General features: G+C 64.1%; 29 protein-coding genes and 1 pseudogene. 17 read left to right on the top strand and 13 right to left on the bottom strand.

Going from position 1 to position 23,527, the window contains the following annotated elements:
• Window positions 1-93 precede the first annotated feature (93 nt).
• Together ACP99_RS08325 and ACP99_RS08320 are read left to right on the top strand one after the other, a co-directional pair.
• Entirely contained in the window at window positions 94-546 is a 453-nt protein-coding gene (locus ACP99_RS08325; RefSeq protein ID WP_049986146.1) for an Hsp20/alpha crystallin family protein, read from the top strand.
• A gap of 24 nt (window positions 547-570) precedes the next feature.
• Window positions 571-1,200, top strand: a complete 630-nt coding sequence (locus ACP99_RS08320; protein ID WP_049986145.1) for a phosphoribosyltransferase — start codon at window positions 571-573, stop codon at window positions 1,198-1,200.
• A gap of 137 nt (window positions 1,201-1,337) precedes the next feature.
• Here ACP99_RS08320 and ACP99_RS19905 read toward each other — a convergent pair whose 3' ends face one another.
• Window positions 1,338-1,502, bottom strand: a complete 165-nt coding sequence (locus tag ACP99_RS19905; protein WP_156105632.1) for a hypothetical protein — start codon at window positions 1,500-1,502, stop codon at window positions 1,338-1,340.
• A gap of 175 nt (window positions 1,503-1,677) precedes the next feature.
• Complete coding sequence (locus ACP99_RS21200) at window positions 1,678-1,926, bottom strand: plastocyanin/azurin family copper-binding protein (protein ID WP_049986144.1); 249 nt, start codon at window positions 1,924-1,926, stop codon at window positions 1,678-1,680.
• Window positions 1,927-1,935: 9 nt separating this feature from the next.
• Between ACP99_RS21200 and ACP99_RS21195 the strand changes: the two genes are divergently transcribed.
• A complete protein-coding gene (locus tag ACP99_RS21195; protein WP_269319657.1) occupies window positions 1,936-2,070 on the top strand; it encodes a hypothetical protein in 135 nt (44 codons plus the stop codon).
• A gap of 26 nt (window positions 2,071-2,096) precedes the next feature.
• On the opposite strand, the pseudogene ACP99_RS21190 reads toward ACP99_RS21195, so the two are convergent.
• The 4 genes and pseudogenes from ACP99_RS21190 to ACP99_RS08310 form a co-directional block, all read right to left on the bottom strand.
• Window positions 2,097-2,171: pseudogene (locus tag ACP99_RS21190) on the bottom strand (plastocyanin/azurin family copper-binding protein); the annotation flags it as partial.
• A gap of 285 nt (window positions 2,172-2,456) precedes the next feature.
• On the bottom strand, window positions 2,457-2,600 hold the full coding sequence (locus tag ACP99_RS20470; RefSeq protein WP_197052389.1) for a DUF7557 family protein: 144 nt from the start codon (window positions 2,598-2,600) through the stop codon (window positions 2,457-2,459).
• A gap of 100 nt (window positions 2,601-2,700) precedes the next feature.
• Window positions 2,701-2,874 carry a C2H2-type zinc finger protein gene (locus ACP99_RS19900; protein WP_156105631.1) on the bottom strand — a complete coding sequence of 58 codons (174 nt, stop codon included), beginning with the start codon at window positions 2,872-2,874 and terminating at the stop codon, window positions 2,701-2,703.
• 52 nt (window positions 2,875-2,926) lie between these two features.
• Window positions 2,927-3,388, bottom strand: coding sequence for a hypothetical protein (locus ACP99_RS08310; RefSeq protein ID WP_049986143.1), 462 nt, complete (start codon window positions 3,386-3,388; stop codon window positions 2,927-2,929).
• Window positions 3,389-3,493: 105 nt separating this feature from the next.
• Here ACP99_RS08310 and ACP99_RS08305 point away from each other — a divergent pair, with 105 nt between their 5' ends.
• The 4 genes from ACP99_RS08305 (at window position 3,494) to ACP99_RS08295 (ending at window position 5,103) form a co-directional block, all read left to right on the top strand.
• Window positions 3,494-4,135 carry a dienelactone hydrolase family protein gene (locus ACP99_RS08305; RefSeq protein WP_049986142.1) on the top strand — a complete coding sequence of 214 codons (642 nt, stop codon included), beginning with the start codon at window positions 3,494-3,496 and terminating at the stop codon, window positions 4,133-4,135.
• A gap of 69 nt (window positions 4,136-4,204) precedes the next feature.
• Entirely contained in the window at window positions 4,205-4,360 is a 156-nt protein-coding gene (locus tag ACP99_RS20465; protein ID WP_197052388.1) for a hypothetical protein, read from the top strand.
• Between the two features lie 3 nt (window positions 4,361-4,363).
• The gene (locus ACP99_RS08300; RefSeq protein ID WP_049986141.1) at window positions 4,364-4,759 is read left to right on the top strand and encodes a hypothetical protein; all 396 of its coding nucleotides are present in this window, start codon (window positions 4,364-4,366) and stop codon (window positions 4,757-4,759) included.
• Window positions 4,711-5,103, top strand: a complete 393-nt coding sequence (locus ACP99_RS08295) for a secondary thiamine-phosphate synthase enzyme YjbQ (protein WP_049986140.1) — start codon at window positions 4,711-4,713, stop codon at window positions 5,101-5,103. The genes ACP99_RS08300 and ACP99_RS08295 overlap by 49 nt, the downstream gene beginning before the upstream one ends.
• 7 nt (window positions 5,104-5,110) lie before the next feature.
• On the opposite strand, the gene ACP99_RS08290 is transcribed toward ACP99_RS08295, so the two are convergent.
• From ACP99_RS08290 to ACP99_RS08280, 3 genes are all read right to left on the bottom strand, one after another.
• Window positions 5,111-5,572, bottom strand: a complete 462-nt coding sequence (locus tag ACP99_RS08290) for an ester cyclase (protein ID WP_049986139.1) — start codon at window positions 5,570-5,572, stop codon at window positions 5,111-5,113.
• Window positions 5,573-5,777: 205 nt separating this feature from the next.
• Entirely contained in the window at window positions 5,778-6,164 is a 387-nt protein-coding gene (locus tag ACP99_RS20460) for a CBS domain-containing protein (protein WP_049986138.1), read from the bottom strand.
• A 308-nt stretch (window positions 6,165-6,472) separates the two neighbouring features.
• The gene (locus ACP99_RS08280) at window positions 6,473-6,910 is read right to left on the bottom strand and encodes an ester cyclase (RefSeq protein WP_049986137.1); all 438 of its coding nucleotides are present in this window, start codon (window positions 6,908-6,910) and stop codon (window positions 6,473-6,475) included.
• Window positions 6,911-7,130: 220 nt separating this feature from the next.
• On the opposite strand from ACP99_RS08280, the gene ACP99_RS08275 reads away from it, so the two are divergent.
• Window positions 7,131-8,000, top strand: a complete 870-nt coding sequence (locus ACP99_RS08275) for a DMT family transporter (protein ID WP_049986136.1) — start codon at window positions 7,131-7,133, stop codon at window positions 7,998-8,000.
• A 115-nt stretch (window positions 8,001-8,115) separates the two neighbouring features.
• On the opposite strand, the gene ACP99_RS08270 is transcribed toward ACP99_RS08275, so the two are convergent.
• Window positions 8,116-8,640 carry a hypothetical protein gene (locus ACP99_RS08270; protein WP_049986135.1) on the bottom strand — a complete coding sequence of 175 codons (525 nt, stop codon included), beginning with the start codon at window positions 8,638-8,640 and terminating at the stop codon, window positions 8,116-8,118.
• 97 nt (window positions 8,641-8,737) lie between these two features.
• On the bottom strand, window positions 8,738-10,000 hold the full coding sequence (locus tag ACP99_RS08265) for a tyrosine-type recombinase/integrase (RefSeq protein ID WP_049986134.1): 1,263 nt from the start codon (window positions 9,998-10,000) through the stop codon (window positions 8,738-8,740).
• Window positions 10,001-10,360: 360 nt separating this feature from the next.
• Between ACP99_RS08265 and ACP99_RS08260 the strand changes: the two genes are divergently transcribed.
• From ACP99_RS08260 to ACP99_RS08245, 4 genes are read left to right on the top strand one after another with little or no spacing between them, the layout of a single operon-like run.
• Window positions 10,361-11,374, top strand: a complete 1,014-nt coding sequence (locus tag ACP99_RS08260; RefSeq protein WP_049986197.1) for a thiamine pyrophosphate-dependent dehydrogenase E1 component subunit alpha — start codon at window positions 10,361-10,363, stop codon at window positions 11,372-11,374.
• On the top strand, window positions 11,374-12,387 hold the full coding sequence (locus tag ACP99_RS08255; RefSeq protein ID WP_049986133.1) for an alpha-ketoacid dehydrogenase subunit beta: 1,014 nt from the start codon (window positions 11,374-11,376) through the stop codon (window positions 12,385-12,387). The genes ACP99_RS08260 and ACP99_RS08255 overlap by 1 nt, the downstream gene beginning before the upstream one ends.
• Before the next feature lie 24 nt (window positions 12,388-12,411).
• Window positions 12,412-12,690 carry a lipoyl domain-containing protein gene (locus tag ACP99_RS08250; protein ID WP_049986132.1) on the top strand — a complete coding sequence of 93 codons (279 nt, stop codon included), beginning with the start codon at window positions 12,412-12,414 and terminating at the stop codon, window positions 12,688-12,690.
• Between the two features lie 13 nt (window positions 12,691-12,703).
• On the top strand, window positions 12,704-13,438 hold the full coding sequence (locus tag ACP99_RS08245) for a 2-oxo acid dehydrogenase subunit E2 (protein ID WP_049986131.1): 735 nt from the start codon (window positions 12,704-12,706) through the stop codon (window positions 13,436-13,438).
• Window positions 13,439-13,525: 87 nt separating this feature from the next.
• On the opposite strand, the gene ACP99_RS08240 is transcribed toward ACP99_RS08245, so the two are convergent.
• On the bottom strand, window positions 13,526-14,680 hold the full coding sequence (locus ACP99_RS08240; protein ID WP_049986130.1) for a thiolase family protein: 1,155 nt from the start codon (window positions 14,678-14,680) through the stop codon (window positions 13,526-13,528).
• A gap of 679 nt (window positions 14,681-15,359) precedes the next feature.
• Between ACP99_RS08240 and ACP99_RS08235 the strand changes: the two genes are divergently transcribed.
• From ACP99_RS08235 to ACP99_RS08215, 5 genes are all read left to right on the top strand, one after another.
• Window positions 15,360-16,208 carry a BKACE family enzyme gene (locus ACP99_RS08235; protein WP_049986129.1) on the top strand — a complete coding sequence of 283 codons (849 nt, stop codon included), beginning with the start codon at window positions 15,360-15,362 and terminating at the stop codon, window positions 16,206-16,208.
• Window positions 16,209-16,306: 98 nt separating this feature from the next.
• The gene (locus ACP99_RS08230) at window positions 16,307-16,987 is read left to right on the top strand and encodes a hypothetical protein (RefSeq protein ID WP_049986128.1); all 681 of its coding nucleotides are present in this window, start codon (window positions 16,307-16,309) and stop codon (window positions 16,985-16,987) included.
• A gap of 110 nt (window positions 16,988-17,097) precedes the next feature.
• Complete coding sequence (locus ACP99_RS08225) at window positions 17,098-18,006, top strand: ABC transporter permease (RefSeq protein WP_049986127.1); 909 nt, start codon at window positions 17,098-17,100, stop codon at window positions 18,004-18,006.
• 1 nt (window position 18,007) lies between these two features.
• Complete coding sequence (locus ACP99_RS08220) at window positions 18,008-20,146, top strand: ABC transporter ATP-binding protein (protein WP_049986126.1); 2,139 nt, start codon at window positions 18,008-18,010, stop codon at window positions 20,144-20,146.
• The gene (locus ACP99_RS08215; RefSeq protein ID WP_049986125.1) at window positions 20,143-21,126 is read left to right on the top strand and encodes an ABC transporter permease; all 984 of its coding nucleotides are present in this window, start codon (window positions 20,143-20,145) and stop codon (window positions 21,124-21,126) included. The genes ACP99_RS08220 and ACP99_RS08215 overlap by 4 nt, the downstream gene beginning before the upstream one ends.
• A 372-nt stretch (window positions 21,127-21,498) precedes the next feature.
• Here the strand turns inward: ACP99_RS08215 and ACP99_RS08210 are convergent, their stop codons facing one another.
• Complete coding sequence (locus tag ACP99_RS08210) at window positions 21,499-23,322, bottom strand: ABC transporter substrate-binding protein (RefSeq protein WP_049986124.1); 1,824 nt, start codon at window positions 23,320-23,322, stop codon at window positions 21,499-21,501.
• Window positions 23,323-23,527 lie beyond the last annotated feature (205 nt).

Raw genomic sequence — 23,527 nt, 5'->3', positions numbered from 1 at the left:
AGACTGGTAAAGCCATCAACGGCGGAGTGGCGGATGGATCGACCCGAGAATATTTGCGGGAGGTAGACGTAGGTGAAATGGGGAAACCCAGCTATGAGCGCACGAAGTAACCCATTCGAGGAACTGGAACGGTTGTTCGAGCGAATGAGCAGACAGTTCGACGAGTCGAGTCGTATCTGGGAGTCCGACGGCCCGCTCGGGCGGTGGTCGACGGAACTCGAATCGATGGCGGTGGACGTGATCGAGCACGACGACGAGTTCGTCGTCACCGTCGATCTTCCCGGATTCGAACGCGAGGACGTCGCACTCAACGTGACGGACCACACGCTGCGGATCGAAGCGGATCGGGACGTCGAAACAGACACCGAAGAGGAAGCGTATCTCCGGCACGAACGCCGGCAGCAATCGATGCACCGCTCGATTCGCCTCCCGGACGAGGTGGACAAAGAGGCCGTCTCCGCCCGGATGAAAAACGGCGTCCTGACGGTAACGCTCCCGAAGATCGAAGTCGAAGAGGCGCACAGCGTCGACATCGACGTGGAGTGAGGAGTCGATCGCTCCGATCGAGGTATGTTCAAAGACCGCACGGACGCCGGATCGAGACTCGCCGACGCCCTCGTCGACAGCGGAGTCACCGCCGACGTGGTGCTCGCGGTGCCGCGCGGTGGGCTCCCCGTCGGTCGTGTCGTCGCCGACCGCCTCGGCGTCCCGCTCGATATCGTCGCGGCGCGAAAGATCGGAGCCCCGGGCAACCCGGAACTCGCCATCGGAGCCGTCGCGAGCGACGGGACCCGCTGGACGAACGACTCGCTGATCGAAGAGCTCGGCGTCGAGGAATCGTACCTGGCAGAACAGACCGAGCGTGAGCGCGAGGCGGCGCGCTCGAAACTGCAGCGGTACCGCGGGGACCGTCCGCAGTTGGAACTCGACGGGAAGCGCGTGCTCATCGTCGACGACGGCGTCGCAACCGGCGCGACGACGACCGCGTGTATCCGGCAAGTCCACGCAGCGGGAGCCGAACAGGTGATTCTCGCTGTCCCGGTCGCACCGCACCGGACGATCGAACGGCTCCGATCCGAGGTCGACGAGCTCGTCTGCGTTGAAGTCCCGAGCTATTTCGGCGCGGTCGGACAGTTCTACGAGTCGTTCGAGCAGGTGAGCGACGAGCGCGCGAGGGCGTATCTCCACCCGTCAGAGTGAGCAACGGCGTCTCGATCCGCCGGTCACAAATTCCGGTCTGCAAACCACTGCCGACCACCGCCAGCAGGCGAACTCGTCACGTCGTCTCTCGGAACTAGTCGCTTCGTCCCCTGTTTCCACCGTCTCCGCCAAGGATCTCACTCGTCGGTTGCCAGTTCCGCCTCGGCGAGTTCCTCCTCGCGTTCTTCGCGTCGTTCTGTTGCCGAGCGCGCGTATTCGAGGGCTCGTCGTAACGCGCGTTCCCGCTGGCGTCGCTCCTCGTCGTGGGACTTCTTGTCACGCCCGTCTTTGGTGTCTGGCATCGTATTGTCCTCCGACCGCCGGCTTCGCCGACCGACTCCGCATACGAGTCCGCAGAGCGGTCACGGCGTAGCGAGTTCGGCGTGTCGGATTCCAACGTACGACGTCGAGAAAACTAATACTGTCGACTGGACCGTAATCGGACCGCGTGCGGCACCCGTCGACCCGCCACGAGGATCAGTTCGAACCCTCCTCGTCCATCGGTTCGTAATCGCCGCCGTACTTCAAGAAGAAGTAGGCCAATCCGACGACAGCCACAAAGGCCCCCGTCGTCGCGACGAGAATCGTCTTGGCCACGTCGGGGACGGTCGGAACGGGCTGACCGCCGCCGTCGTCGTCGGCCCCCCCGCCCGGCGTGACTTCGAGCGTGCCGAGCATCCCGACCGACTCGTGCGGGATACAGAAGTACTCGTAGGTGCCTTCCACCTCGAACGTGTGCTCGTAGGTGGCGTCTTCGACGACGTCACCGCTCTCCGGATCGCCCGCCCTGTAGGCACTCCGGGCGGCGGACTCCTCCTCGAACCTCCGGAGGCGAAGTACGTCGCCTCCTCCGGAATGTCGTCCTCGTAGGCCGTCACCGAGTGGCCGATCTGGCCGACGTTCTCCCAGACGACCGTGTCTCCCGGCGCGATCGTGAACTCGTCGGGGTCGAACACCAAGTCGTCGGTCATCTCGATGGTGTGACGTTCTCCCTCCTGGGCGCGAGCCGTTCCAGTCCCGGCACTCGCCGCAGTTGCGATCGCTCCCCAGCGGACGAAGTCGCGCCGGGACACGCGCGTCGACGACTGATCCATACCCGGAGGTCGAAAGGGGGAACGATAGTAAGTCGGTCGTTTCTCCCCGGCCGTGACCGATCACTCCGGTTAGTCGGGATCGGGGTGGTCGGCGAATCAAATGATCGGGCCTCGCTCGACGTGGACCGTCCACTTCCGAGAGACGGGAAGTTCGACCGCCTCTCACGGTCCCTCTTGGAGGAACCGGCCTTCCTGCTCGTAGATGGACACGAGTTCCTCGAGGAACTCCGGGATCGTCTCGTCGTCCTCGAGGTGTCCTTCGATGCGCGCGGCGAGTTCGTCACTGAGCTCGATAGTCCTCACCATTACGATTGACAACGTGACACGAGGGCATAAAACCTCACCCAGCGGCGGTGAACAGCCCACTGGTCGGAACGGCGCTCCGTCTTTGGATCCGTCAGAGTCGCTACGGAGGGATGTCACCGCCCATCTCGTGGTACTCCCAGACGTGATCTTTCAGTTCGGCCTCCGTCCGGAATCTGTCTCCGCACAGTTCGCACTCGAAGGGCCGCTCCTCGGACGGTGGCCCTGCGTCGTCGTCGGTGTCGGCCTCGATTTCGGAGTCGGTATCGTCTGTCATCGGTCCGGGTATCGGTCGGTTGGATTCGCGTCGGTCTGTGTCGGCCGCTCGGTCACTGCTCGAACGGAGACTCGTCGTCAACCGGGTCGTTCTGCCAGGAGTCCGCCGGGGAACCCGTCTCGTCCCACTCGGTGTACGCCTCCGAGAGCAGTTCGATCACCGCCTGCCCGAGGTCGCTCAGTTCGGTCCCCAGGACGTCTTCGAGATCGGTTCCCGCCAGCGACTCCGGTACCTGGGGTACCTCGAAGCGGAGGCGGTCCTCGAACGGGTCCCAATAGAAATCCAGTTGCTCGAAGAGGCCGTGCTCCTCGAGCGTCGCGACGTCCGCCGCAGCGAGGTCGGTGTACTCGAACCACTCGGCGAACGCCTCGCGCCACGCTCCGTCGCGAAGGAGCCCCTCAAGTTCCTCCCGACGGAGGTCGCTTGGACTGTCGAGAGACGCCTCATCGAGCGACGAAGGGGACCGGCGGTTCGTCAGGTCCGGCGGGTCTGGGATGTCGATGTCGGCCGCCATACCACCAGTTTGGTCGACCACAGTGATAAATCTGCGTCGGCGGTCGCGGCCTCGGAACGATATCTGGCAAGAACACTGAGGTCCGATGCCGACGTCGCTTCGCGTATGACCGATCAGCCTGCCGAGTTCGTGACCATCCCGATCGACGACGTGAGACTCGAAGGAGCGCTCGTCGTCCCCGACAGTGCGACGGGGCTCGTCGTGTTCGCACACGGCAGCGGAAGCAGCAGACACAGCCCGCGAAACAACTTCGTCGCGGAGGTACTCAGAGCGCACGGGCTGGGCACGCTGTTGTTCGATCTGCTGACCGAATCGGAGGACGAAACGTACGAGACGCGGTTCGACGTCGATCTCCTGACCGCGAGACTGCAGGACGCGACGGGCTGGCTTCGCGATCGAGAGCGGACGCGGACGATGAACATCGGCTACTTCGGGTCGAGTACCGGCGCTGCGGCCGCGCTGCGGGCTGCCGCCGACCGCGGGGACGACGTCGGAGCGGTCGTCTCGCGCGGCGGGCGCGTCGATCTCGCCGACGAGCGGCTACCCGACGTGACCGCTCCGACGCTCTTCATCGTCGGCGGCGACGACACCGACGTCTTGGAACTGAACCGGGAGGGAATCCGCAAACTCACGTGCACGAGCGAACTCGCCGTGGTCGAGGGGGCATCTCACCTCTTCGAGGAACCGGGCGCGCTCGACGAAGTCGCCGAACGCGCCGCGGCGTGGTTCGAGACGCACCTGGCGTAATCACGGGTGAGACGTCACCGGGGGCAGCGAACCAAGCACCCAATAGCGATGCCGTCCTAGTTCGAACCGATGTCGAACCGTCATCACCGATGCAACCTCTGCGGCAAAGACTTCGAGACGGGTGCGGGGCTCCGGGACCACGTCGAACGTCGGCACCCCAAATCGGACGTCCACTGGTGGGTGGTCGCCGAATCGCCGGAGCGGGACCTCCAATTCGAGCGGTAGAGAGTGCACGCGGCGTCGAAACTCCGAGATCGAAGCCACCGCCGTCACCACGCCCGCGAGGTCGAGGAGTCGGCGGAGATCCGTGAGCGACTCGCGCGGCTCCACTCGTGGACCGCGGAACTCGCCGAGTCGCTCCGGTCGTGTGGCGTCGAGACATACCCGACCGAGACGTACTTCTTCCTCGCGGACGTGAGTCCGCACGACGCCGGGGAGGTGGCCCGAAGTCCTCGCGATCGGGACGTCTACGTCGAACCGATGGATGATGAACGCCTCGGAGACGGCTATCTCCCCGCTGATGGCAGCCCGACCCGACGAGTAGACTCATCATCCCACCGCCCGTACGCTCGGACATGTCGATCCAAGTCAAAACGAAGGAGCGCGTCGCCGTCGTCGACGTGACGGCACAGGTCGAGGAGGCGGTCCCCGACGACGTCGAACAGGGTGTGTGTACGGCGTTCGTTCCGCACACGACGGCCGGCGTCGTCGTCAACGAGAACGAGTCGGGCCTCCTCGGCGACGTCGAGCGCGCGCTCGACCGCGTCGTTCCCCGCGACGGCGGCTACGAACACGATCTGATCGACGATAACGCCGACGCGCATCTGCGTTCGATGCTGCTCGGCGAGAGCGTCTCGGTCCCGGTCGTCGACGGCGGACTCGACCTCGGGACGTGGCAGTCGATCCTGTTCGTCGAGTGCGACGGGCCGCGGACGCGTTCGCTCGACGTGACCACCGCGTCCGCGTGATCGCGGCTCAGTCGTCAGCCGCCGGTGCCATCGCAGACAGATCGTCCGGCAGCGCGCCCATATCTTGCAACAGTCCGAGCGCGTCCCACGTTGACCAGCCTTCGACGACCCTTCCATCTTCGATCCGGAACGTGATGTGACCGGGCGTCGGGTTGTACGGCGTCTCGCTGTCGCCCGGCGGAATTCCCATAAATTCACCCTCGTGGCTCCCCCGTCCGGTGAAGCCGACAGTGACGTACTCCCCTTCGGCGATAACGAACTCGACGTTCATCTGGTAATCCGGGAATCCCTCGAACACCTCGCTCATAAACCCTTTCAGCGTTTCGCGGTCGCTCTCTCGACCCTCTGGCAGATACCAGTGTCCGGTGTAGTCCTCACTGTACAGTTCGTCGACGACGTCGAGATCCTGATCGTTCCACGCTTCGTCGATGATTCGACGGACCATCGCTTTGTTCTCTTGTGCTCCCATAGCAATCGGAGAGACGTGGGACAGACGCATTGTTAGAAAGACGTATTCAGTTGCCCTGAGCCGACAAAACAGCCTTACTCGACATCAGTTCGAGGGACTCATCCATCCGCCGTCGTCCGAGGTATCGAAGCGCGCCGTAGGCCCGGTATACATCCGTAGTACCTCAGACGTTCGAGGCGAGCGCCGTGATCGCTCACGCATTACCTCAGAGCGATCGGGCCAGGTGAGCCGTCAGATCCAACGTCGTGACCATCCCGACGACGCTTTCGCCGTCGACTACCGGCACGTGGTGGATCAGGCGATCGACCATCGTTTCGGCGACCTCACCGATCGCCGTCTCGGGCGTCGTCGTGGTCACGTCGGTCCGCATCCACTCTCCGACGGTGGCGTCGGGCGAGACCCGACCCTCGCTGACGTGCGCGGCCACGTCGGTCACGGTCAGTAACCCCACGAGTTGGTCGGAATCGTCGAGTACGACCACCGCACCGACGTCGTGATCGAGCATCGTCGCTGCCGCCGCGGGGATCGTCGTGTCCGGGGTCACGGTTTCTACTGGGCGCGACAGTACCCGGTCGACAGTTGGAACGTCCATAGACGGCATATCCGACTGCGATACCAAAGTAGTTCGCTCCGAATCGAGAGGCGTCCGTCTCGGGGCCTGACTCTCAGCTTCTGCGTCGGCGGCGAGGCAACGCCCAAAACACTCGCACCGCTCGCCGACGATCAGTCCCACATCGGGACGGCAGCTGTCTTTCAGCGTCCGAGGCGGCACCGAAAAGCGCCAACGCGTCCAGCGGACGACGACGTGCAGAAGACGACAAAAGCCGAGGACCGAACATACGTCAACACGGACCGACGAGAGCGAAATCGACGGAAAAGCGACACACGAGTTGGAGACAACTAGCTTCGGGAGGCAGCGGGTTCCGTACTGATCAGGCCGAGTTGCTTCATCACGCCGAAGTAGTCGAAGTTGTCCCATTGTTCGACGATCTGCTCGCCCTCGAATCGGTATATCGAGATCCCCGACGCCTCCCAAGACTTCCCGGTCGGTTCCTCCGTCAGGTACGACGCACCCGTGTTTCTCCCGGTCATCGTGTACCGTAGAACGACTCGATCCCCTTCTCCGATCAGGTCGTCGACCCTGAACTGGAAATCGGAGGTCCCAGACCGCACGGCTTCGATCATCTTCGTTACGTCTGCGAAGTTATGGTCACCAAGGGGATCGTGTAAGACGTACTCCTCGCCATAGAGATCCTCGTCGATCTCCCCCTCGTTCCACTCCCGTAGATTTGACTCGCGCACTGCCCCTTTGCGATCTTCGGTCGTCGTGATGCTCATCGAACCACTAGGAGTGAGTTCTGGTGGGTCGGTCTTTGTTACTACCGCTCAAGTTGCGAGTAACCTGAATGTAAATCCCCATCCGATCCCGAATGGATCAGACGACGAGGCCGGGGCTGCGACACCGCACACATCCAGGGTTTCCCTCGATTGATAGCAACGCTGAGAGAACGAGATTCCAGATCAGTACCGTTTTGCAACCCGGTCACGGCGTTGGTGTATGGACGACGAAACGGTCGGAATCGCACTCGTGGTCGCCTCCGCAGTCGGCTTCGGGACGCTCGGGGTTTTCGGCGTCATCGCGGCCGAGGAGGAGCTATCGATCCCCACGGTGCTCGTGTTCCGGTTCGCACTCGCGACAGTGATCGTCTGGGCGGTACTCTGGTCTCGAGGTCGGCTGAAGATTCCGAGCAGGCGGATCGTGGCGATCGCGTTTGCGCTCGGTGCGGGCGGGTACGCGACCCAGAGCGCGCTGTACTTCCTGGGTCTCGAGTTCATGACCGCCGGGATGGTCGCGATCGTCCTCTACACGTATCCGGCGTTCGTCGTGGTCCTCACAGCGGTCGTTAACCCCGAACGGGTGACGCCCCCGATCGTCGCCGCGTTGGCGCTCTCGATCGGCGGGGTGGCACTCATCACCGGCGTCGACCCCGCCGGTGTGGATCCGCGCGGCGTCGTCGTCGTCCTCGGGGCCGCCTGTGCGTATTCGTTGTACATTATGGTCAGCCAGCACGCGCTCACGACGGTACGGGCCGAGACGTTGACGGCGTTCGTGTTACCGGCAGCAGCCCTCAGCTTCCTCGTGTTCGGCGCCGGAACGGGGTCCTTGGCGATGCCGCCGACGCCGACGGCGTGGGGTGCTGTCCTCGGGATTGCGATTCTGGCGACCGTGGTGCCGGTACTGACGTTTTTCGCTGGGATCGCAAAGATCGGAGCGAGTCGGGCGAGCATCATCAGCACCGCCGAACCCGGCGTGACTGTCGGTTTGGGGGCGTTGGTGTTGGGTGAGCCCGTTTCTGTCGTCACCGTCGTCGGCGGTACGCTCGTCGTACTCAGCGTGATCTTCATCCAGCGGGAAAGTGTCGTGTGAACTACCGGTAAAGGGAGTCGTAATGCGCTCGACCCATCCGACTGTGTATAGCTAGATGTAGTTTATCAATGCAGTCTCGCCCGGTACGTACCGAGTACGACGCGGTAGCGGTCACCTATCGATCGAAGTCGCCGAGGAACCCCTCGGCTGCGGCGTCCGGGGGACCCGGATCGGCATCGTCGGCATCCGGCTCCACCTCCTCGTCGGGACGGCGAGGCGTTTCGGCGCGGCACGTGACCGGGGAATCATCGCCTCCGGACGTCTCGACGGCCCACATCTGGCCACACCCCAGAAGGGTCCGCCAGTCGTCGCCGACGCGCTGATCGACCGAGACGAGGATTTCGCCCGTCTCGGCGTCTCGACCGGCGTATTCGATCCGAAGCAGTTCACCGAATACCTTCAGGCCGGAGGGCGTATCCAGCCGGACCGACGTGGTCTGCGTGCGTCCGTCCGGTCCCTCGACGACCACCTCGACGACCGGAACGTCCTCGTCGGGCGTTTCGAACGCCACTTCCAGGGAGTTCCCGTCCAATTCAACGTCGGTGACGTCGACGAACGACGCCGAGCGGCCGGTCGCCTCGGCCACCTGGCGGCGGAGCAATTCGAGCGGAAGCCGGACGGTGTCACGTTCGGGCGGCATACTTTCGAGGGCCTACAACCGGGAGACGTATGACTTCTCCGGCGTTCGACGGCTCCATTCCGGACGACCTCCCGGGTCGTCGTCGAGATGGACGTGCTCAGAGGTACGGCTCGAAGATGGCCGCGAGCTCGTCGCGGACGAGTTCGCGCATCGCGTCGGCGCGTGCCTGTCGACGCGTCCGCTCGTCGAGGTAGTTCCGGTCTGAAACCCCCGCGTCGCGGCTTCCCTGAGCGGCGGCGACCGCCGCGGTGCCGGCTTCGATCGACGGTCGCTGCTGGCGATAGAGCCGGTACCACGTCCGTCGGCCCATCTTGGGGAGCGGATGACCACCGTCGATTCGGACGTTCGCCTGCGAGCCGAGTTCCCGGATCCACCGCCGCGCCGTCGCGGTCGAGATCGGTCGATCCGGCGACTGTCCGGGGAGGAGATAGCCAGTCCAACCGTCCCGGTCGCTGAGGGCGTCGATGCGCTCTCGAACGGCGTCGACGCCGACGAGCATCTCGACGGTGTTGCGGGTGCGTCGCGCGTTCTTCCGTTCCCCGGCCTCGAACGCGACGTGCGGCACGTCTCCCTCTTCGGGGTCGAGAACCAGTTGCTCGACGTGGAGTTCGCACGCTTCAACCGGTCGGAGCCCCCATCCAGCGAGCGCGAGAAGCAAGAAGCGCGAGTCGGCGTCGGCCACTTCGAGGAGCGCCGCGAGGTCGTCCCGCGAGAGGGCGGGATGGTCATAGCGGGGGTCTTCGTCCCAGCCGAACCGGTTCAACAGGTTCTCTGCGGGGTTGTAGATCCCTCTCCCCATCTCGACGAGGAACGTGTACCAGTTCTTCACCGCCGAGACGTACTTCTTCTTCGAGGCGAGCGTGCCGAGTTCGTCGTCGAGAACACGAAACGTGTCGCGGACGCGCGCGATCTCGTCCGGTTTCGCCGTCTCGTCCAACAGGGGAGTGAGCAGATCGCCCGTGCCGTTGGTCGCGCGATACGTCGTCGCGTACGTCTTCAGCCTCGAGCGTCGCGGTTCCACCGTCGTCGCGGCGCGCCCGCGGTCCCGTTCCAGCTCTTCGAGGTAGTCTTCGAGCGCCTGCACGGTGGGATCGTGATCGAGCCCCCAGTCGGCGCTGTCGTCCAGTTTTTCGGGTGGCAGACCCACCTCGTCGTAGAACTGGCCCGGAGAGAGTTCGTAATCGCGTCGCAGTCGCTCGACGAACCCCGAGTAGTTCGATTTGAGCCACGCGTAGGTCGGGGTCTCGTGCGTCGGGTCGAGGTCGACCGTCGGGTCCGATCGGAGCGCGGACACGATCTCCTCACGGTAGAACCGCTCAAACTCGTCCAACCCGTCGAATCGTGCGTACGTCGGTTTCATACCGGTTCAGCCCGCCCTAGAAGGCCGAAAGCTCCGGGGGTGAGTGATTCGAAGCGCATCGATTTCGGTCGGTAGCAGATTTCTGTGTGATAACTTAGTTTTTGTGGTGCGTCGTTGTCCCGGGCAGACAACGAAACAACACAGAATCGACGCAAAAAAGACCGCTGTTACGAGTAAATTATATAATGCTATACCAAATTCGGCAGAGGGTCTCGGAGCGATAGAATCGAGTAAAATACTGATACCGGAGAGTACAGACGTCCTACTAGCCACTCAACGCGCATCTGGTCCATAAGTACAATACGCACCATTCGGTGTTCTGCAACGATGCCGCTAGTCAGCGAACAGACGATGGAGGAGATGTTCGAGAATATGGTGACCGCTCGGCACTACGAGGAGCGGCTCCAGGAGGAGTATCTCGAAGGCAAACAACCCGCGTTCGACATCTCGGCGGGCCCGATTCCGGGCGAGTTACACCTCGCGGCCGGCCACGAAGCGGCCGCCGCGGGCGTGGTTCAGCACCTCCGCGACGACGACGTCGTGACAGCGACGCACCGACCCCACCACGTCGCCATTGCGAAGGGTGTGGATCTCGAGCGTATGACCGCGGAAATATTCGGGCGCGAAACCGGCCTAGGAAAGGGAAAGGGCGGGCACATGCACCTGTTCGACCCGGACGTGAACTTCGCATGCAGCGGAATCATCGCCGAGGGGTGCCCACCCGCCGTCGGGGCCGGACTTGCAGCCAAGAAGCGAAACACCGACAGCGTCGCGGTGTCGTTCCTGGGCGAGGGGGCGATCGATCAGGGCGCGTTCCTCGAATCGCTGAACTTCGCGGCGGTGTTCGACCTCCCGGTCGTCTTCGTCATCGAGGACAACGACTGGGCGATCAGTATGCCGAAAGAACGCGTCACGGACGTCGAGAACGGGTCGAAGCGGGCAGACGGCTTCGAGATGCCGGGCGTTCGCGTCGACTGCGACGACGCGATCGAAATCGCCGAGGTCGCCGGCGAGGCGATCGGGCGAGCGCGCGACCGCAACGGCCCGACGCTGATGGAAGTGCAGGTGCACCGGCGGATGGGCCACTTTATGGGCGACCCCGAGACGTACCGGCCCGAAGCCGATCAGGAGGCTGCAGCCGACCGCGACTCGATCGAGCGGTTGGAGGCGGACCTGCGGGATGCGGGCGTGACCGACGATCGGATCGAGGAGATCCGGACCGCGGCGCACGACCGCGTCGAGGAGGCGATCGAGTGGGCGAAAGAACAGCCGCAGCCGGAGGCAGACGCGGCCCACGAAGACGTGTTCGTGAACCCGATGAACGGCGTGACGGACAGTGAACCCGACTTCGAGGCAATCGGAGGTGACGACTGATGGCAGAATCGAAATCCACCCGTGAGCTGACGATGAGTCGAGCGATGGTGTCGGCCATCGCCCACGAGATGCGCGAGGACAGCGAGGTGTTCTATATGGGCGAGGACGTCGCCGACTACGGCGGCATCTTCGACTCGACGCAGGGGCTCCGCGAGGAGTTCGGCTACGACCGCGTGATGGACGTGCCCATCAGCGAGACTGCCTATCTGGGCGCGGCTGTCGGGGCCGCACAGGTCGGGATGCGGCCCATCGCGGAGTTGATGTTCGTCGACTTCTTCGGCGTCGCGATGGACCAGATCTACAATCAGATGGCCAAGAACACGTATATGAGCGGCGGGAACGTGTCGGTTCCGATGGTCCTCACCGCCGCGGTCGGCGGGACGTACAACGACGCCGCACAGCACTCACAGACCCTCTACGGGACGTTCGCACACGTCCCGGGCTTGAAGGTCGTAGTCCCGTCGACGGCGTACGACGCGAAGGGGCTGATGCACAACGCCATCCGCGACGACGATCCCGTACTCTACATGTTCCACAAGCGGTTGATGGGAATCGGGTGGATGCCCGCACCCGAGGGGCCGAAAACGCCCGTCCCCGAGACCGAGTACACCATCCCGTTCGGGAGCGCAGACGTGAAGCGCGCTGGCGACGACGTGACGATCGTCACGCTCGGACTGCACGTTCATCGGGCGCTCGAAGCGGCGGAGACGCTCGCCGACGAGGGGATGAGTGCGGAAGTGATCGACCTCCGATCCCTCGTGCCGCTCGATACCGACACCATCGTCGAATCGGTCGAGAAGACCGGGAGCCTCGTCGTCGTCGACGAGGACTACCGGTCCTTCGGCGTGACAGGCGAGATCGTCGCCACCGTCGCGGACGAGTCGCTCGGCGCGTTGGAAAGCGTCGAACGGGTGGCGGTGCCCGACGTCCCGATCCCGTACTCGCGGCCGCTGGAGGACGAGGTCATTCCGAGCACCAAAGACATCGTGAGCGCGGTCCAACGGACCCAGTGAGACGATGAGCGAGGACTCAAGCCGATGAGCGAACACACCGACCGCGTGGCGGTGACCGTCTCGGAGTGGCCCGGCGACGTCGAGAGCGAGGAGGGAGTCGTGGTAAACTGGTTCGTCGGCGAGGGCTCCGACGTCGAGGAGTCCGAGAGCCTCTGTGAAATTCAGATCGAGAAGGTCAGCCTAGACGTGTACGCCCCGGCGTCTGGGGTCCTCTCGGAGATCGTCCGCGAGGAGGACGCCGAGTTCGAGCGCGGAGACACGCTGGCGTGGATCACGCCGACGGAAGCGGAACCAGAGCAATGAGCGGGAGGAGCCGATGAGTGAACACGACGACCGAGAGGCGACGCACAGAACCGACTCGGCCGAACGGACCGTCCGCGAAGAGCGGACGTTGACCCCGATGCGAAAGACGATATCGAGTCGCCTCAGCGAGAGTTACCGCCAGGCCGTGCACGTGACGGTGAATCGGACGATCGATGCGGGGCCGGTCGTGACAGCCGCGGAGGACGCGAAAGCGGGGGATCCCGACAGGGCTCCGTCGATAGCGGACGTATTGCTTTGTGCGCTGTCGGACGCGTTGACGGAGTGGCCCGCGTTCAACGCGACGTACGAGGAGGGGACCCACAGGCTCTACGAGGAGCAGAACGTCGGCGTCGCGGTGACCATCGACGACGGGTTAGTCACGCCGGTGCTCGCTGATCTCGCGTCGAAGTCCCTCTACGAGGTGGCGGCCGAACGGCGACGGCTCACGGAGTTGGTTCAGTCCGGCGACTACACGATGAGCCTGTTCCGCAACGGCACGTTCACGGTCTCGAACCTCGGACCGCTCGGTATCGACTCGTTCGATCCGGTGATCAATCCGCCGGAGATCGGCATCCTCGGGATCGGACGGACCAGCGATCGAGCGGTCGTTTCGGACGGGAACGTACGGACGCGCCCGCACCTGACGCTGAGCCTGAGCTTCGATCACCGAGTGGTCGACGGGGCCGACGCCGCGCGGTTTCTCGACACGCTCGCGAGCAACGCCGAGACCGCCTCGAAGTACGTGTGAGAGGACTGGCAACACGCGTTCGTTGGGTAGGAGAGCCATACTCTGGGGAGGCGGTCGAAAGCAGCGCTTTCGCGAACGCGGACGGGATCACACCCGTTCGATGAGCGTGGCGATCCCCTGCCCGAAGCCGATGCACATCGTCGAGAGCGCGTAGTCGGTCCCGGTCCGCTGCAGTTCGTGAGCGAGTTTGCCGACGAGCGCGCCGCCGGTCGCCCCGAGCGGGTGACCGTGCGCGATCGCGCCCCCGTTGACGTTCGTCTTCTCCCAGGGAGCGCCTGTCTCCTCCATCCACGCGGCGACGACGGAGGCGAAGGCCTCGTTGACCTCGAAGAGGTCGACGTCCTCGATCTCCATATCGGTTGTCTCGAGGAGTTGCTCGGTCGCCGGGATCGGCCCCGTGAGCATCAGTACGGGATCGCTCCCGACCACTTGCGTCTCGACGATCCGGGCGAGCGGCTCCCACCCGTGTTCCTCGGCGGCCTCTTCGCTCGCGATCAAGAGCGCCGACGCGCCGTCGACGATCCCCGAAGAGTTGCCGGCGTGGTGGACGCCGTTGCCCTCCTCGCGGAACGCCAGGGGCAGTTCCGACAGCGACTCGACCGTGCTCTCGGGCCGCGGATGTTCGTCCTCGTCGACGACGACGGGGTCTCCCGCGAGTTCGGTCTCGACCGGGACGATCTGGTCGTCGTAGCGCCCCTCCTCCCACGCCCGTTTCCAGCGGCGGTGGGAGTCGACGGCGAGTTCGTCCATCTCCTCGCGGGTGAAGTCCCACTTTTCCGCGATCCGTTCGGCCGCTTCCCCCTGTGAAACCTTCTCGTCGACGTGCTCGAAGTACGTCTCGGAGAGGTCGTCGTCGGAGCCGTCCGACTCCATCTCTACTCGGCTCATGTGCTCGACGCCGCCGGCGACCACGACGTCCTGCTGGCCGGACATCACCATTCCGGCGGCGAAGTTCACCGACTGCTGGCCCGAGCCGCAGAACCGGTTCAGCTGGACGCCCGGCACGCTGTCGTCCCAGCCAGCGACGAGCGGGGCGAGGCGACCGACGTTCATCCCCTGTTCGTCGACGGGCGTGACGCAGCCGTAGATCACGTCGTCGACCACAGCGGGATCGAAGCCGTTGCGCTCCTCGAGGCCAATCAGGGGTCGGGCCGCCAAGTCCTGCGGATGCAGATCCCGGAGCGACCCGCCGTGTTTGCCGAACGGGGTGCGGACGGCGTCGACGATAACAGCGTTTTTCATAGGCGGTTCGAACTTGCGCTGAGAGGAGCAAATGAGTTTCGGCGCTCTGGGTATTCTACAGTATCAAAGAGGAAGGAAAGTGAGAACCCCGTTCGATCGGAAGCGACGAGCCACATGAAGCCTCAGCGGGCGGTTAGTAGCGCACGGAACGCCCACACCGAGATACGCAACCGCCGCGGATACCGCAATCGAAACGGGGGCACTCTCGAATGCAAAAATACGGATGACAGACGGTTTGTAGGGCCGGTGAAGTCGGCATCGGGATTGGAATTGCGACGTTGTATTTTGTACTGTCAAATTGCGAACCCCGTGAAGATGTAAATAACAGACGTACAGTCGTTATTTGTCGTGATTTCGCGAATACAAATAGACTAAGTGCCGATCGGGCATAAAACAGGAAAGATAATGATATTCATTCCGTTGACGTAGCTACCGGTACTTCGATGAGCGCAGGGATCGAAGTGCGTTTTTTGTTTATGTCAAACACCGTGTGATCTTTCGTGTAGACGTCGCCAGAGCACGCGCTGTCGCGGACTACAGTAGCGTTTGCAACTGATCGCTCAGCCGATCGCACGACTGCGTGCGATCGAGTGAGTGAAGACTTGCAAACGCTACTGTAATTCGGACAGAGACCACTTCCGGGGAAACCTTATTATCGGCCCTACTGAATCCGTGGTCGATGGCGTATCAGGGATATGCAGACTACTTCGAAGCGCCGGTTATCATCAGCGTCGCGCCGACCGGAGGAATGCACGGGAAGGAGGCGAACCCGAACCTCCCCGAACAGCCAGAAGAGATCGCCGAGGACGTTCGGAACTGCGAGAAGGCCGGCGCGTCGATCGTACACGTCCACGCCAGAGACGAGGACGGCGAGCCCACGAAGGACCCCGCCAAGTTCCAAGAGCTCCGCGACATCATCGAAGAACGCTGCGACGACATCCTGGTGAACTTCACTACGGGCGGCGGCAACGACCGCGAGGGCCGAATCAGGCCGGTGATCGAGACCCGCCCGACGCCGGATCTCGCGACGGTCGATCTCGGTCCGCTCAACACCCGGGGCGACGTCGTCGCGATGAACACTCGCGTGCAGAACGAGGAGTACGTCCGCCGGATGAACGAGCACGACGTCAAGCCGGAACTCGAAGTGTTCGGCCCGGGGCACCTGACCGAGGTACACCACCTGGCCGACGAAGGGATGCTCGAGGAGCCGTTCTGGACGACACTGATCCTCGGAATGCAGACCGGTACGATCCCGAGACCCCGGAACCTCATCAACCTCGTCGACAACCTCCCCGAAGGGGCCGAGTGGCAGTGTATGGCCATCGGTCGTCACCAGCTCCCGCTGACGACGATGGCGATGACGCTCGGCGGCCACGTCCGCGTCGGAATGGAGGACAACGTCTACTACCGCCGCGGCGAGTTAGTCGAGAGCAACGCCCAGTTGGTCGAACGCGCGGCCGACATCGCCGAGAGGTTGGAGCGGCCGATCGCCTCGACGGACGAGACCCGAGAGATCCTGAACCTCTGACTCCCTGCTCGACCGCGGCAGTGTCCCCGTTTTCGCGCGTCGCGATCGTTGCCGACCCACGGAAAAGCGTTTAGTCACGCCACGGCGTTGGAGGGACTATGAGTACCCAGTTCGATCCCGAGGACGTCTACGACACGCTTCGCACCGAGGGCGTATTCGAGGAGGACGACGGCGAACTCAGACTGACCGAGGAGTTCCGCGCGGCCCGCGAGCGGTTCCGCGGGACCGTCACCGAGTACGACGACGACACGAAGGCGGAGCTGATCGCGGGGTACGCCGACGGGACTCCCTTCGGCGTCGAGGAGATCAGCGACTACATCCTCGCCGACGCGATGGCCATCGAGGAGGTCTGTGAGACCGTCGACAAGGCGACCAGCGTCCACGTGGCCGTCTCGCTCGAACGGACCGAGACGGCCGACGGGGACACGAACCTCCCGGCCGGGTTCGTCGCCCTCTCGGGGGAGGAGATAGCGCCGTTCATCGAGAGCCAGCCTGCGTCCATCCTCTACTTCTGGCGCGAGGACTGCGAGCCGTGTGCGGAGGTCCGCGAGGACCTCTCGGCCCTCCGCCACGACGGGATAATTCCGGAGGGAGTCGGCCTGGGCGCGGTCTACGGCCCCGACCACGTCGAGTTGCTCCGCGAGGAGTACGACGCCGCCGCCGCGCCGACGGTCCTCTTCTGCTCGGGGGCGACCGTCGAGTCCCGGTTCGTGGGCAACCCCGGCATCGACGCGTTGCGGCACGAGATAGACCTCCTCGTCGAGGACGTCGACGCGTAGCGCGGACAGCTCGAAAACCGCGGTCCCGCGGACGGTATCCGGTGCTCGCCGCCCCCCTCCTATTGGAAAGGTTATGTCCCCCTACAATTATGGATGCGTTATGAGGGACCATGCTACTCAATAGCGTCAGCAAGATAACGGACCACTACCTGCTCCGCAACCTCCGCTCGTCGCTGCGACTGTACCTCTCGGACAGGCTCACCGTCGCGTTCCTCCTCGGGTTCCTGTTCGTGCTGTTCCTCGCGCTGTTCGGGCCGTACATCGCCCCCTATCAGCCCGACAAGATATTCTTCGTCGAGGGCGGTGGCGTCCTCGAACTCCAGCCCCCGTCGCTCGCCCACCCGCTCGGGACCACCTCGCGAGGACAGGACGTGTTCAGCAGGCTCCTGTACGGTGCCCGTCCGACGCTGTTCACCGGCCTCCTCGGCGGCGCGCTCGTCGTCACCATCGGCGTCCTCATCGGCGTCACCGCGGGTTACTTCGGCGGCCGGGTCGACGACATCCTCATGCGGGTCACGGACTTCGCCTTTGGCATTCCCCTCATCCCGACGGCGATCGTCCTCGCAGCGTACTTCGGCGTCGGCACTTGGACGACCATCCTCATCATCGGCTGCCTGCTGTGGCGGAACAACGCTCGCGTCTTCCGGTCGCAGGTCCTCCAGATACGCGAACGGGAGCACGTCCGGGCGGCACAGATGCTCGGGGCGAGCGACCGGTACATCATCACCCGTCACATCCTCCCGAACCTCGGTGGGATGATCGTCCTCTTCTTCTCGCTGGGGACGGGCCTCACCATCATCATCAGCGCCTCGCTGGCCTTCATCGGGTTCGCCGACTTGGGCATTCCCTCTTGGGGTCTGATGCTTCGCAACGCTTACAACTCGGGGTACATCGCCTCAGCGTGGTGGTGGTCGCTCACTTCCGGGTTCGCGATCTCGCTGACCGTGCTGTGCATCTTCATGCTCGGCCGCGGCTACGAGCGCGTGCACGAAACCAACGTCTCCGAATTCGGTGGCTAATATGACGGAACCACTACTAGAGGTCGAAGGCCTAGACGTCACGTACCAGACGAAGACCGGCGACCTCCGTGCGGTCACGGACGCCTCGCTCAGCATCGACCCCAACGAGTACTTCGGGCTGGTCGGGGAGAGCGGCTGCGGGAAGTCGACACTCGCGCAGGCCGTCACGAACTCCCTCGACTCGAACGGTGCGATCACCGAGGGAACGATCAAGTACCGCGGCGAGGAGGTCCAGGACCTCTCCGAGAAGGAGTACAACGAGAAGATACGCTGGAAGGAGATCGCTGTCATCCCGCAGTCGGCGATGAACAGCCTCGACCCCCTCTCGCGCATCAGCGAGTTGGCCATCGAGGTCGCGGAGGCCCACACCGACTGGTCGGAGGAACGGGCCGTCGACGAACTCAAGCAACTGTTCGACGTCGTCGGCCTCCCCGAGTCGCGGGTCCACGACTACCCGCATCAGTTCTCCGGCGGGATGAAACAGCGGGCCATCATCGCCTTCTCGCTCCTGCTCGAACCCTCGATGGTCATCGCGGACGAGCCCACGACGGCGCTCGACGTGATTATGCAGGACCAGTTTCTCAAGCACCTCGACGAACTGCGGGAGATACGGGACTTCAGCCTGCTGTTCATCACCCACGACATCGCCGTCGTCTTCGAGATGTGTAACTCGATGGCGGTGATGCACGGCGGGCAGATCGCCGAGCAGGGGACGACGGAGGCCGTCTTCGACGAGCCCCGCCACCCCTACACGATACTCCTCCAGCAGGCCTTCCCGGACATCCGGTATCCCAACCGGGAACTCGAAGGCATCGAGGGGGTCCCCCCGTCGCTCCAGGAGGAGGTCGACTACTGCACGTTCGCGGACCGCTGTCCGTGGGCAGAGCAGGAGTGTTGGGAGGGGGCACCGCCCCTCGAAACCGTTCCCGACAACGACGACGCCCACGAAGTGGCCTGCATCCGGAACGACGAGATAGAGGACCTCGCCGCCGAGTACCTCGACGAGCGCGACGTGGAAGGAGCGGCCGCGGGCGAGACTCCCGTCGCGAAGGGCGCCTCGGCGGCCGCCGATCGGGGCGACGAGGAGACCGTCCTCGAACTGGACGGCCTCCACAAGCACTTCGACCAGTCGACCAACATCATCGACTCCATCAAGTCCCGATTCTTCGGCGAGGGGGACGAACCGGTCCGCGCCGTCGACGGGGTCGACCTCGAACTGAAGGGTAACCAGATCCAAGGCGTCATCGGTGAGAGCGGTTGTGGGAAGTCGACGCTGCTCCAGACGATTATGGGTAAGTACTCCCCCACCGACGGCGAGATACTGTTCGACGGCGACCCAGTCTCCGAGTTCGACAAGAGCGATTGGAAGGAGTTCCGCCAGCGCGTCCAGATAATCCTTCAGGACCCGTTCAACACCCTCAACCCGCACTTCACGGTCCGTGAGACGCTGATGGAGCCCCTGCGCATCCACGATATGGAGCGCAGCGAGGAGCGGATCCTCGACATCCTCGAACAGGTGCGGCTCACGCCCGCCGAGCAGTACATCGACCGGAGCGAGTCACAGCTTTCCGGGGGTGAGAAACAGCGGGTCGCCATCGCCCGTGCGCTCATCCTCGAACCGGACGTCATCCTGGCCGACGAGCCGGTGTCGATGCTCGACGTGTCGACCCAGGCGTCGGTCCTCGACCTCCTCAACGACCTGACCAACGAGTACGGCGTGTCGATGCTGTACATCTCTCACGACCTCTCGACGGTCTCGTACGTCTGTGACCGAGTCAACGTGATGTACCTCGGCCGCTTGGTCGAGAGCGCGCCGACGATGGAACTGCTCAACGGGGCGAAACATCCCTACACCAGATCGCTGTTGCAGGCCATCCCGGTGCCCGATCCGCACCACGAGCGGGAGTGGGCGGAGCTCCCCGGGACGCCGGGCGACGCGACCGATCTCCCCGGCGGCTGTCGGTTCAAGGACCGGTGTCCCGACCGGATGGACATCTGCGACACGAAGCCAGCCTACGTCGATGTCGAGGACGGCGACCACCAGACGGCCTGTCACCTCCACTACAACCACGAGGAGTGCGGCGAGGAGGTCGCCGACACGCCTGCGGCCGCCATCAGCGACGGGGGTGAGCCGCGATGAGCCGGCTCTACTACTACGCCCGGCGGATGGTGGTGTCGATACTGCTGATATTCGCCATCGCCACGTTCCTGTTCTTCTCTTTCCGGTTGATGCCGGGAGACTACGCGACGCTCCTCCTCCAGCAGGGGGCATCGGCCGAGCAGGTCGAGGCGGTCCGCGAGGCGTGGGGCCTCGACGAGCCCCTCTACATCCAGTACTTCACGTGGATGGGTAATATGATGACCGGGAACGCCGGGATGTCCCGGCAGTTCAGCAAGCCGGTCGTCGACGTCGTCGCGCCCGCGCTGCGCAACTCGATGATCCTGGCCCTGCCCGGTGTCTTGGCCGCCTTCGTCATCGGCTCGCTGTACGGCGCACTGCTGGGGAGCAACCCCGGCTCCACCCTCGAGAAGTACGGCATCATCCCGCCGAACATCGTCGGAACGACGCCCGACTTCTTCATCGGCATCCTGCTGATCGCCATCTTCTCGATGTCGCTGAACCTGTTCCCCTCGGGCAGTATCGCGTCGATCGAAGTCGTGACCAACAATCCCGGGTGGGAGATATACCTCACCGAGAGCTTCTGGTACCACTACACGCTGCCGTTCTTAACGGTCGTCATCAAGTACATGTACTACCCCACGCTGGTGATGCGGGGGAGCGTCGTCGAGGTCCGCAACCAGGAGTTCGCCGTCTACCAGCGCCTCCTCGGCCTCGGCAAGTGGACTCGGTTCCGCCACATTATGAAACACGCCTCCCTGCCTGTCATCACGGTCCTGCCGGCGGTGACCGCCACCTCCATCAGCGGACTGGTCCTCATCGAGATCGTCTTCAACTGGCCCGGCATCGGGCAGCTGTTGCTCACCTCGGTGTTCGCCCGCGACACGCCGGTCATCCAGTTCATGTTCCTCCTCATCGCCATCTGGATCGTGGTGGGGAACTTCCTGGTCGACATCTTCTACACCATTATCGACCCGCGCATCACCATCGAGGGCGAGTAGCCCGGGCGTCGGGTCTCCGTCGTCTGTCCTCGTCCCGTTCTCGGTCCCGAACGTTCTCTTCCCCCGGCCGGTTCTCCGCGTTGTCCCGCTCCCGAACTACCAAGTCCTCCGCTCACGAGGGAGCGATAGTAGCGTGTCGAGCAAACGCTCAGACGTGGAGTCGGCGTCAGCGGTCTCACGGGCGGTGTACCGATAGGGACTGACCGAAGGCCTGTCGGTCGTCCCGCCGACCGAGTAGCGCATCGCGAAGCTGCTGCGGTCGAGCGAGACGGTCACGTGGACGCGGGGTCGAGTGTGTCAACTTTCCGCGCGGCGGGAGAAAAACGGCGCAAAACGGACGAGCGGCACGGGCGGTCCACTCGGGTGGTCAGGTCACTCGCAGAGGTCGGGGAGGCAGGGGAAGCCGTCGGGGTTCTCACACGGCGAGGAGCCCTCGGGCCAGCGCGGCGTGAGGTCCTTGTCCGCCGGGTAGCGGAGCCGGCCGCTGTCGTCCCAGCCCCAGCCCTCGTCGCGCAGGATCTGCTTGGCGGTTTCGGGGTTCGCCTGCGGGCTGTCCGCGATCTGCGTGAGCATATCCTCCGGCGGGCGCCACGGGTGTGTCTTTCCGATGAACGAGGAGTAGAGCTCCGGGCTCCCCTGGCCGCTGTTCAGGATACTCACCATCCGCTGACGGTTGATGGCTTGAGAGACGGCGTGGCGGAACTCCGTGAACATCGCGGGAGCGAAGGAGTGTTGGCTGCGCACCTCCCAGGAGGAGAACGCCTCGCCGGTGACGACCTCCGCGGTGTCGCCGAGCGACTGCTTTATCTGCTCGTTCGTGTCCGTCGTGCTGTTGATGAGCACGTTCAGACTTCCCTCCTCGAAGGCCCGGCGGGCGGTCTGCCGGTCGGAGTAGCCCCGGAACGTGACGCCGCCGTTGGTATCGATCCAGTGGTCGTCGTACTGGGAGAGCGCGAGGATCTGCCGGGGCTGGTAGTTCTCGACCTGGTAGGGGCCAGACCCGATGATCTCCTCGAGGTCCGGGTCCTTGGGGTTCTCCTCGGCCCCGGCCTCGACCCACACGTCCTTGGGGAGGATGCCGCTCCAGTTCGGGATGAAGGCGTTGATGTACGGTGGCTGGGGGCTCTCCATATTGACGACGACGGTCGTGTCGTCGGGCGTCTCGATGGACTCGTAGGGGAAGGAGTTGATCGACGATAGAACGTCGGAGTTGTCGTTGAGCCAGTTGAGTGTCCACTTCACGTCCTCGGACGTGATGGGATCGCCGTTGTGGAACGTCATCCCGTCGCGGAGGTTGAACGTGAAGGTCTGGTAGCCGTCCTCGACGTCCCAGCTCTCCGCGGCACCGGCGGCCAGTTCGTAGTCCTTGTCCCGGTAGAGGAGGGGCATGTACACCGTCCCAACCCACGGCGTTGCCGGTCGGGTGTTCTGGTAGACGACGCTGGGGATGTTCCCCGGCGTCATATTCAGGAGGAGTTGGTCCGCCCCGTTGATGGGCTCGGACTCCCAGAGGAACTCGGGGTTCCGCGCCGCGACGCCCGCGGTGCCGATGCCGCTCGCGTTGACTTGGTCGGTGCGATAGACGCCCGCCACCGTGTTCGTCACGAGGGTGATGGGCGTCACCTCCTCGCTCGCGATGGCCAAAGCCTCGTTGACCAACGTCTCGCGCTCGTCCGGATTCGCTGCCGCCCGCTGTGCCTCGACCTTTTGAGAGTACTCGCAGTTCGCGTAGTTGCTGGTGTTGGGCTTCCCGTTGGCGCCCGCGTACGAGATGTGGTACGGCCCGATGAGGTTGTCCGGGTCCAGGAAGCTGGGGAACGGCGGGCTGAGGTCGACGCTGAAACTGAACGTCCGGGCGTCGTTGTACACCTCGTTCCAGTACGTCGTCAGCTCCTTGACCGCCACCTCGGAGGGGACTCCGAGGACGGACTCCAACTGGTCACGGATGTGGAGGTTGGCCTGCTCGATGTTGGAGGCGCCCGCCACGCCGCCGAGCGCCCCGATGGAGACCGTCGGGACGCGTTCGCCGAGTTCCTGATCGCTGTCGCCAGTGCTACCGTCGCCGCCGCTGTCGCCATCACCGTCGCCCCCGCCACCGCCGCCACAACCCGCGAGGCCAGCCGCCGCAGTGGCGCTCAGCGCTGCTAAATATGTTCGTCGGTCGATACCGCCGTCGTCTGGTGATTCTGCGCTCATAATGTCACCTTCGTGCCGTGTCCGGATGAACGCCCCCCGGCGAGGGATGTGGCGTGTTTCCGCACACCTCACCCAACCATCGAAATCGAACATAATAAACCCACCGCGAAAACGACGCCGTTTCTGTTAGCGTGACGGAACGCCGACGTGGCCGCAAGAGCCCTAGCGGTGTGACAGACCCGAGACTGGCCGTGTCTGCCCGAAC

Origin of the sequence: Halobellus rufus (genome assembly GCF_000739575.1) — an archaeon.
Taxonomy (GTDB): Archaea; Halobacteriota; Halobacteria; order Halobacteriales; family Haloferacaceae; genus Haloquadratum; species Haloquadratum rufum.
Note: the sequence above shows the minus strand (reverse complement) of the source record. Positions and strands in the feature narration are given on the sequence as shown.

Coding starts and splice junctions, on each gene's coding strand:
- ACP99_RS08325 (WP_049986146.1), top strand. CDS start 94: ATGAGCGCACGAAGTAACCCATTCGAGGAACTGGAACGGTTGTTCGAG.
- ACP99_RS08320 (WP_049986145.1), top strand. CDS start 571: ATGTTCAAAGACCGCACGGACGCCGGATCGAGACTCGCCGACGCCCTC.
- ACP99_RS19905 (WP_156105632.1), bottom strand. CDS start 1,502: ATGCCAGACACCAAAGACGGGCGTGACAAGAAGTCCCACGACGAGGAG.
- ACP99_RS20470 (WP_197052389.1), bottom strand. CDS start 2,600: ATGGTGAGGACTATCGAGCTCAGTGACGAACTCGCCGCGCGCATCGAA.
- ACP99_RS19900 (WP_156105631.1), bottom strand. CDS start 2,874: ATGACAGACGATACCGACTCCGAAATCGAGGCCGACACCGACGACGAC.
- ACP99_RS08310 (WP_049986143.1), bottom strand. CDS start 3,388: ATGGCGGCCGACATCGACATCCCAGACCCGCCGGACCTGACGAACCGC.
- ACP99_RS08305 (WP_049986142.1), top strand. CDS start 3,494: ATGACCGATCAGCCTGCCGAGTTCGTGACCATCCCGATCGACGACGTG.
- ACP99_RS20465 (WP_197052388.1), top strand. CDS start 4,205: ATGTCGAACCGTCATCACCGATGCAACCTCTGCGGCAAAGACTTCGAG.
- ACP99_RS08295 (WP_049986140.1), top strand. CDS start 4,711: ATGTCGATCCAAGTCAAAACGAAGGAGCGCGTCGCCGTCGTCGACGTG.
- ACP99_RS08290 (WP_049986139.1), bottom strand. CDS start 5,572: ATGGGAGCACAAGAGAACAAAGCGATGGTCCGTCGAATCATCGACGAA.
- ACP99_RS20460 (WP_049986138.1), bottom strand. CDS start 6,164: ATGGACGTTCCAACTGTCGACCGGGTACTGTCGCGCCCAGTAGAAACC.
- ACP99_RS08280 (WP_049986137.1), bottom strand. CDS start 6,910: ATGAGCATCACGACGACCGAAGATCGCAAAGGGGCAGTGCGCGAGTCA.
- ACP99_RS08275 (WP_049986136.1), top strand. CDS start 7,131: ATGGACGACGAAACGGTCGGAATCGCACTCGTGGTCGCCTCCGCAGTC.
- ACP99_RS08270 (WP_049986135.1), bottom strand. CDS start 8,640: ATGCCGCCCGAACGTGACACCGTCCGGCTTCCGCTCGAATTGCTCCGC.
- ACP99_RS08265 (WP_049986134.1), bottom strand. CDS start 10,000: ATGAAACCGACGTACGCACGATTCGACGGGTTGGACGAGTTTGAGCGG.
- ACP99_RS08260 (WP_049986197.1), top strand. CDS start 10,361: ATGTTCGAGAATATGGTGACCGCTCGGCACTACGAGGAGCGGCTCCAG.
- ACP99_RS08255 (WP_049986133.1), top strand. CDS start 11,374: ATGGCAGAATCGAAATCCACCCGTGAGCTGACGATGAGTCGAGCGATG.
- ACP99_RS08250 (WP_049986132.1), top strand. CDS start 12,412: ATGAGCGAACACACCGACCGCGTGGCGGTGACCGTCTCGGAGTGGCCC.
- ACP99_RS08245 (WP_049986131.1), top strand. CDS start 12,704: ATGAGTGAACACGACGACCGAGAGGCGACGCACAGAACCGACTCGGCC.
- ACP99_RS08240 (WP_049986130.1), bottom strand. CDS start 14,680: ATGAAAAACGCTGTTATCGTCGACGCCGTCCGCACCCCGTTCGGCAAA.
- ACP99_RS08235 (WP_049986129.1), top strand. CDS start 15,360: ATGGCGTATCAGGGATATGCAGACTACTTCGAAGCGCCGGTTATCATC.
- ACP99_RS08230 (WP_049986128.1), top strand. CDS start 16,307: ATGAGTACCCAGTTCGATCCCGAGGACGTCTACGACACGCTTCGCACC.
- ACP99_RS08225 (WP_049986127.1), top strand. CDS start 17,098: ATGCTACTCAATAGCGTCAGCAAGATAACGGACCACTACCTGCTCCGC.
- ACP99_RS08220 (WP_049986126.1), top strand. CDS start 18,008: ATGACGGAACCACTACTAGAGGTCGAAGGCCTAGACGTCACGTACCAG.
- ACP99_RS08215 (WP_049986125.1), top strand. CDS start 20,143: ATGAGCCGGCTCTACTACTACGCCCGGCGGATGGTGGTGTCGATACTG.
- ACP99_RS08210 (WP_049986124.1), bottom strand. CDS start 23,322: ATGAGCGCAGAATCACCAGACGACGGCGGTATCGACCGACGAACATAT.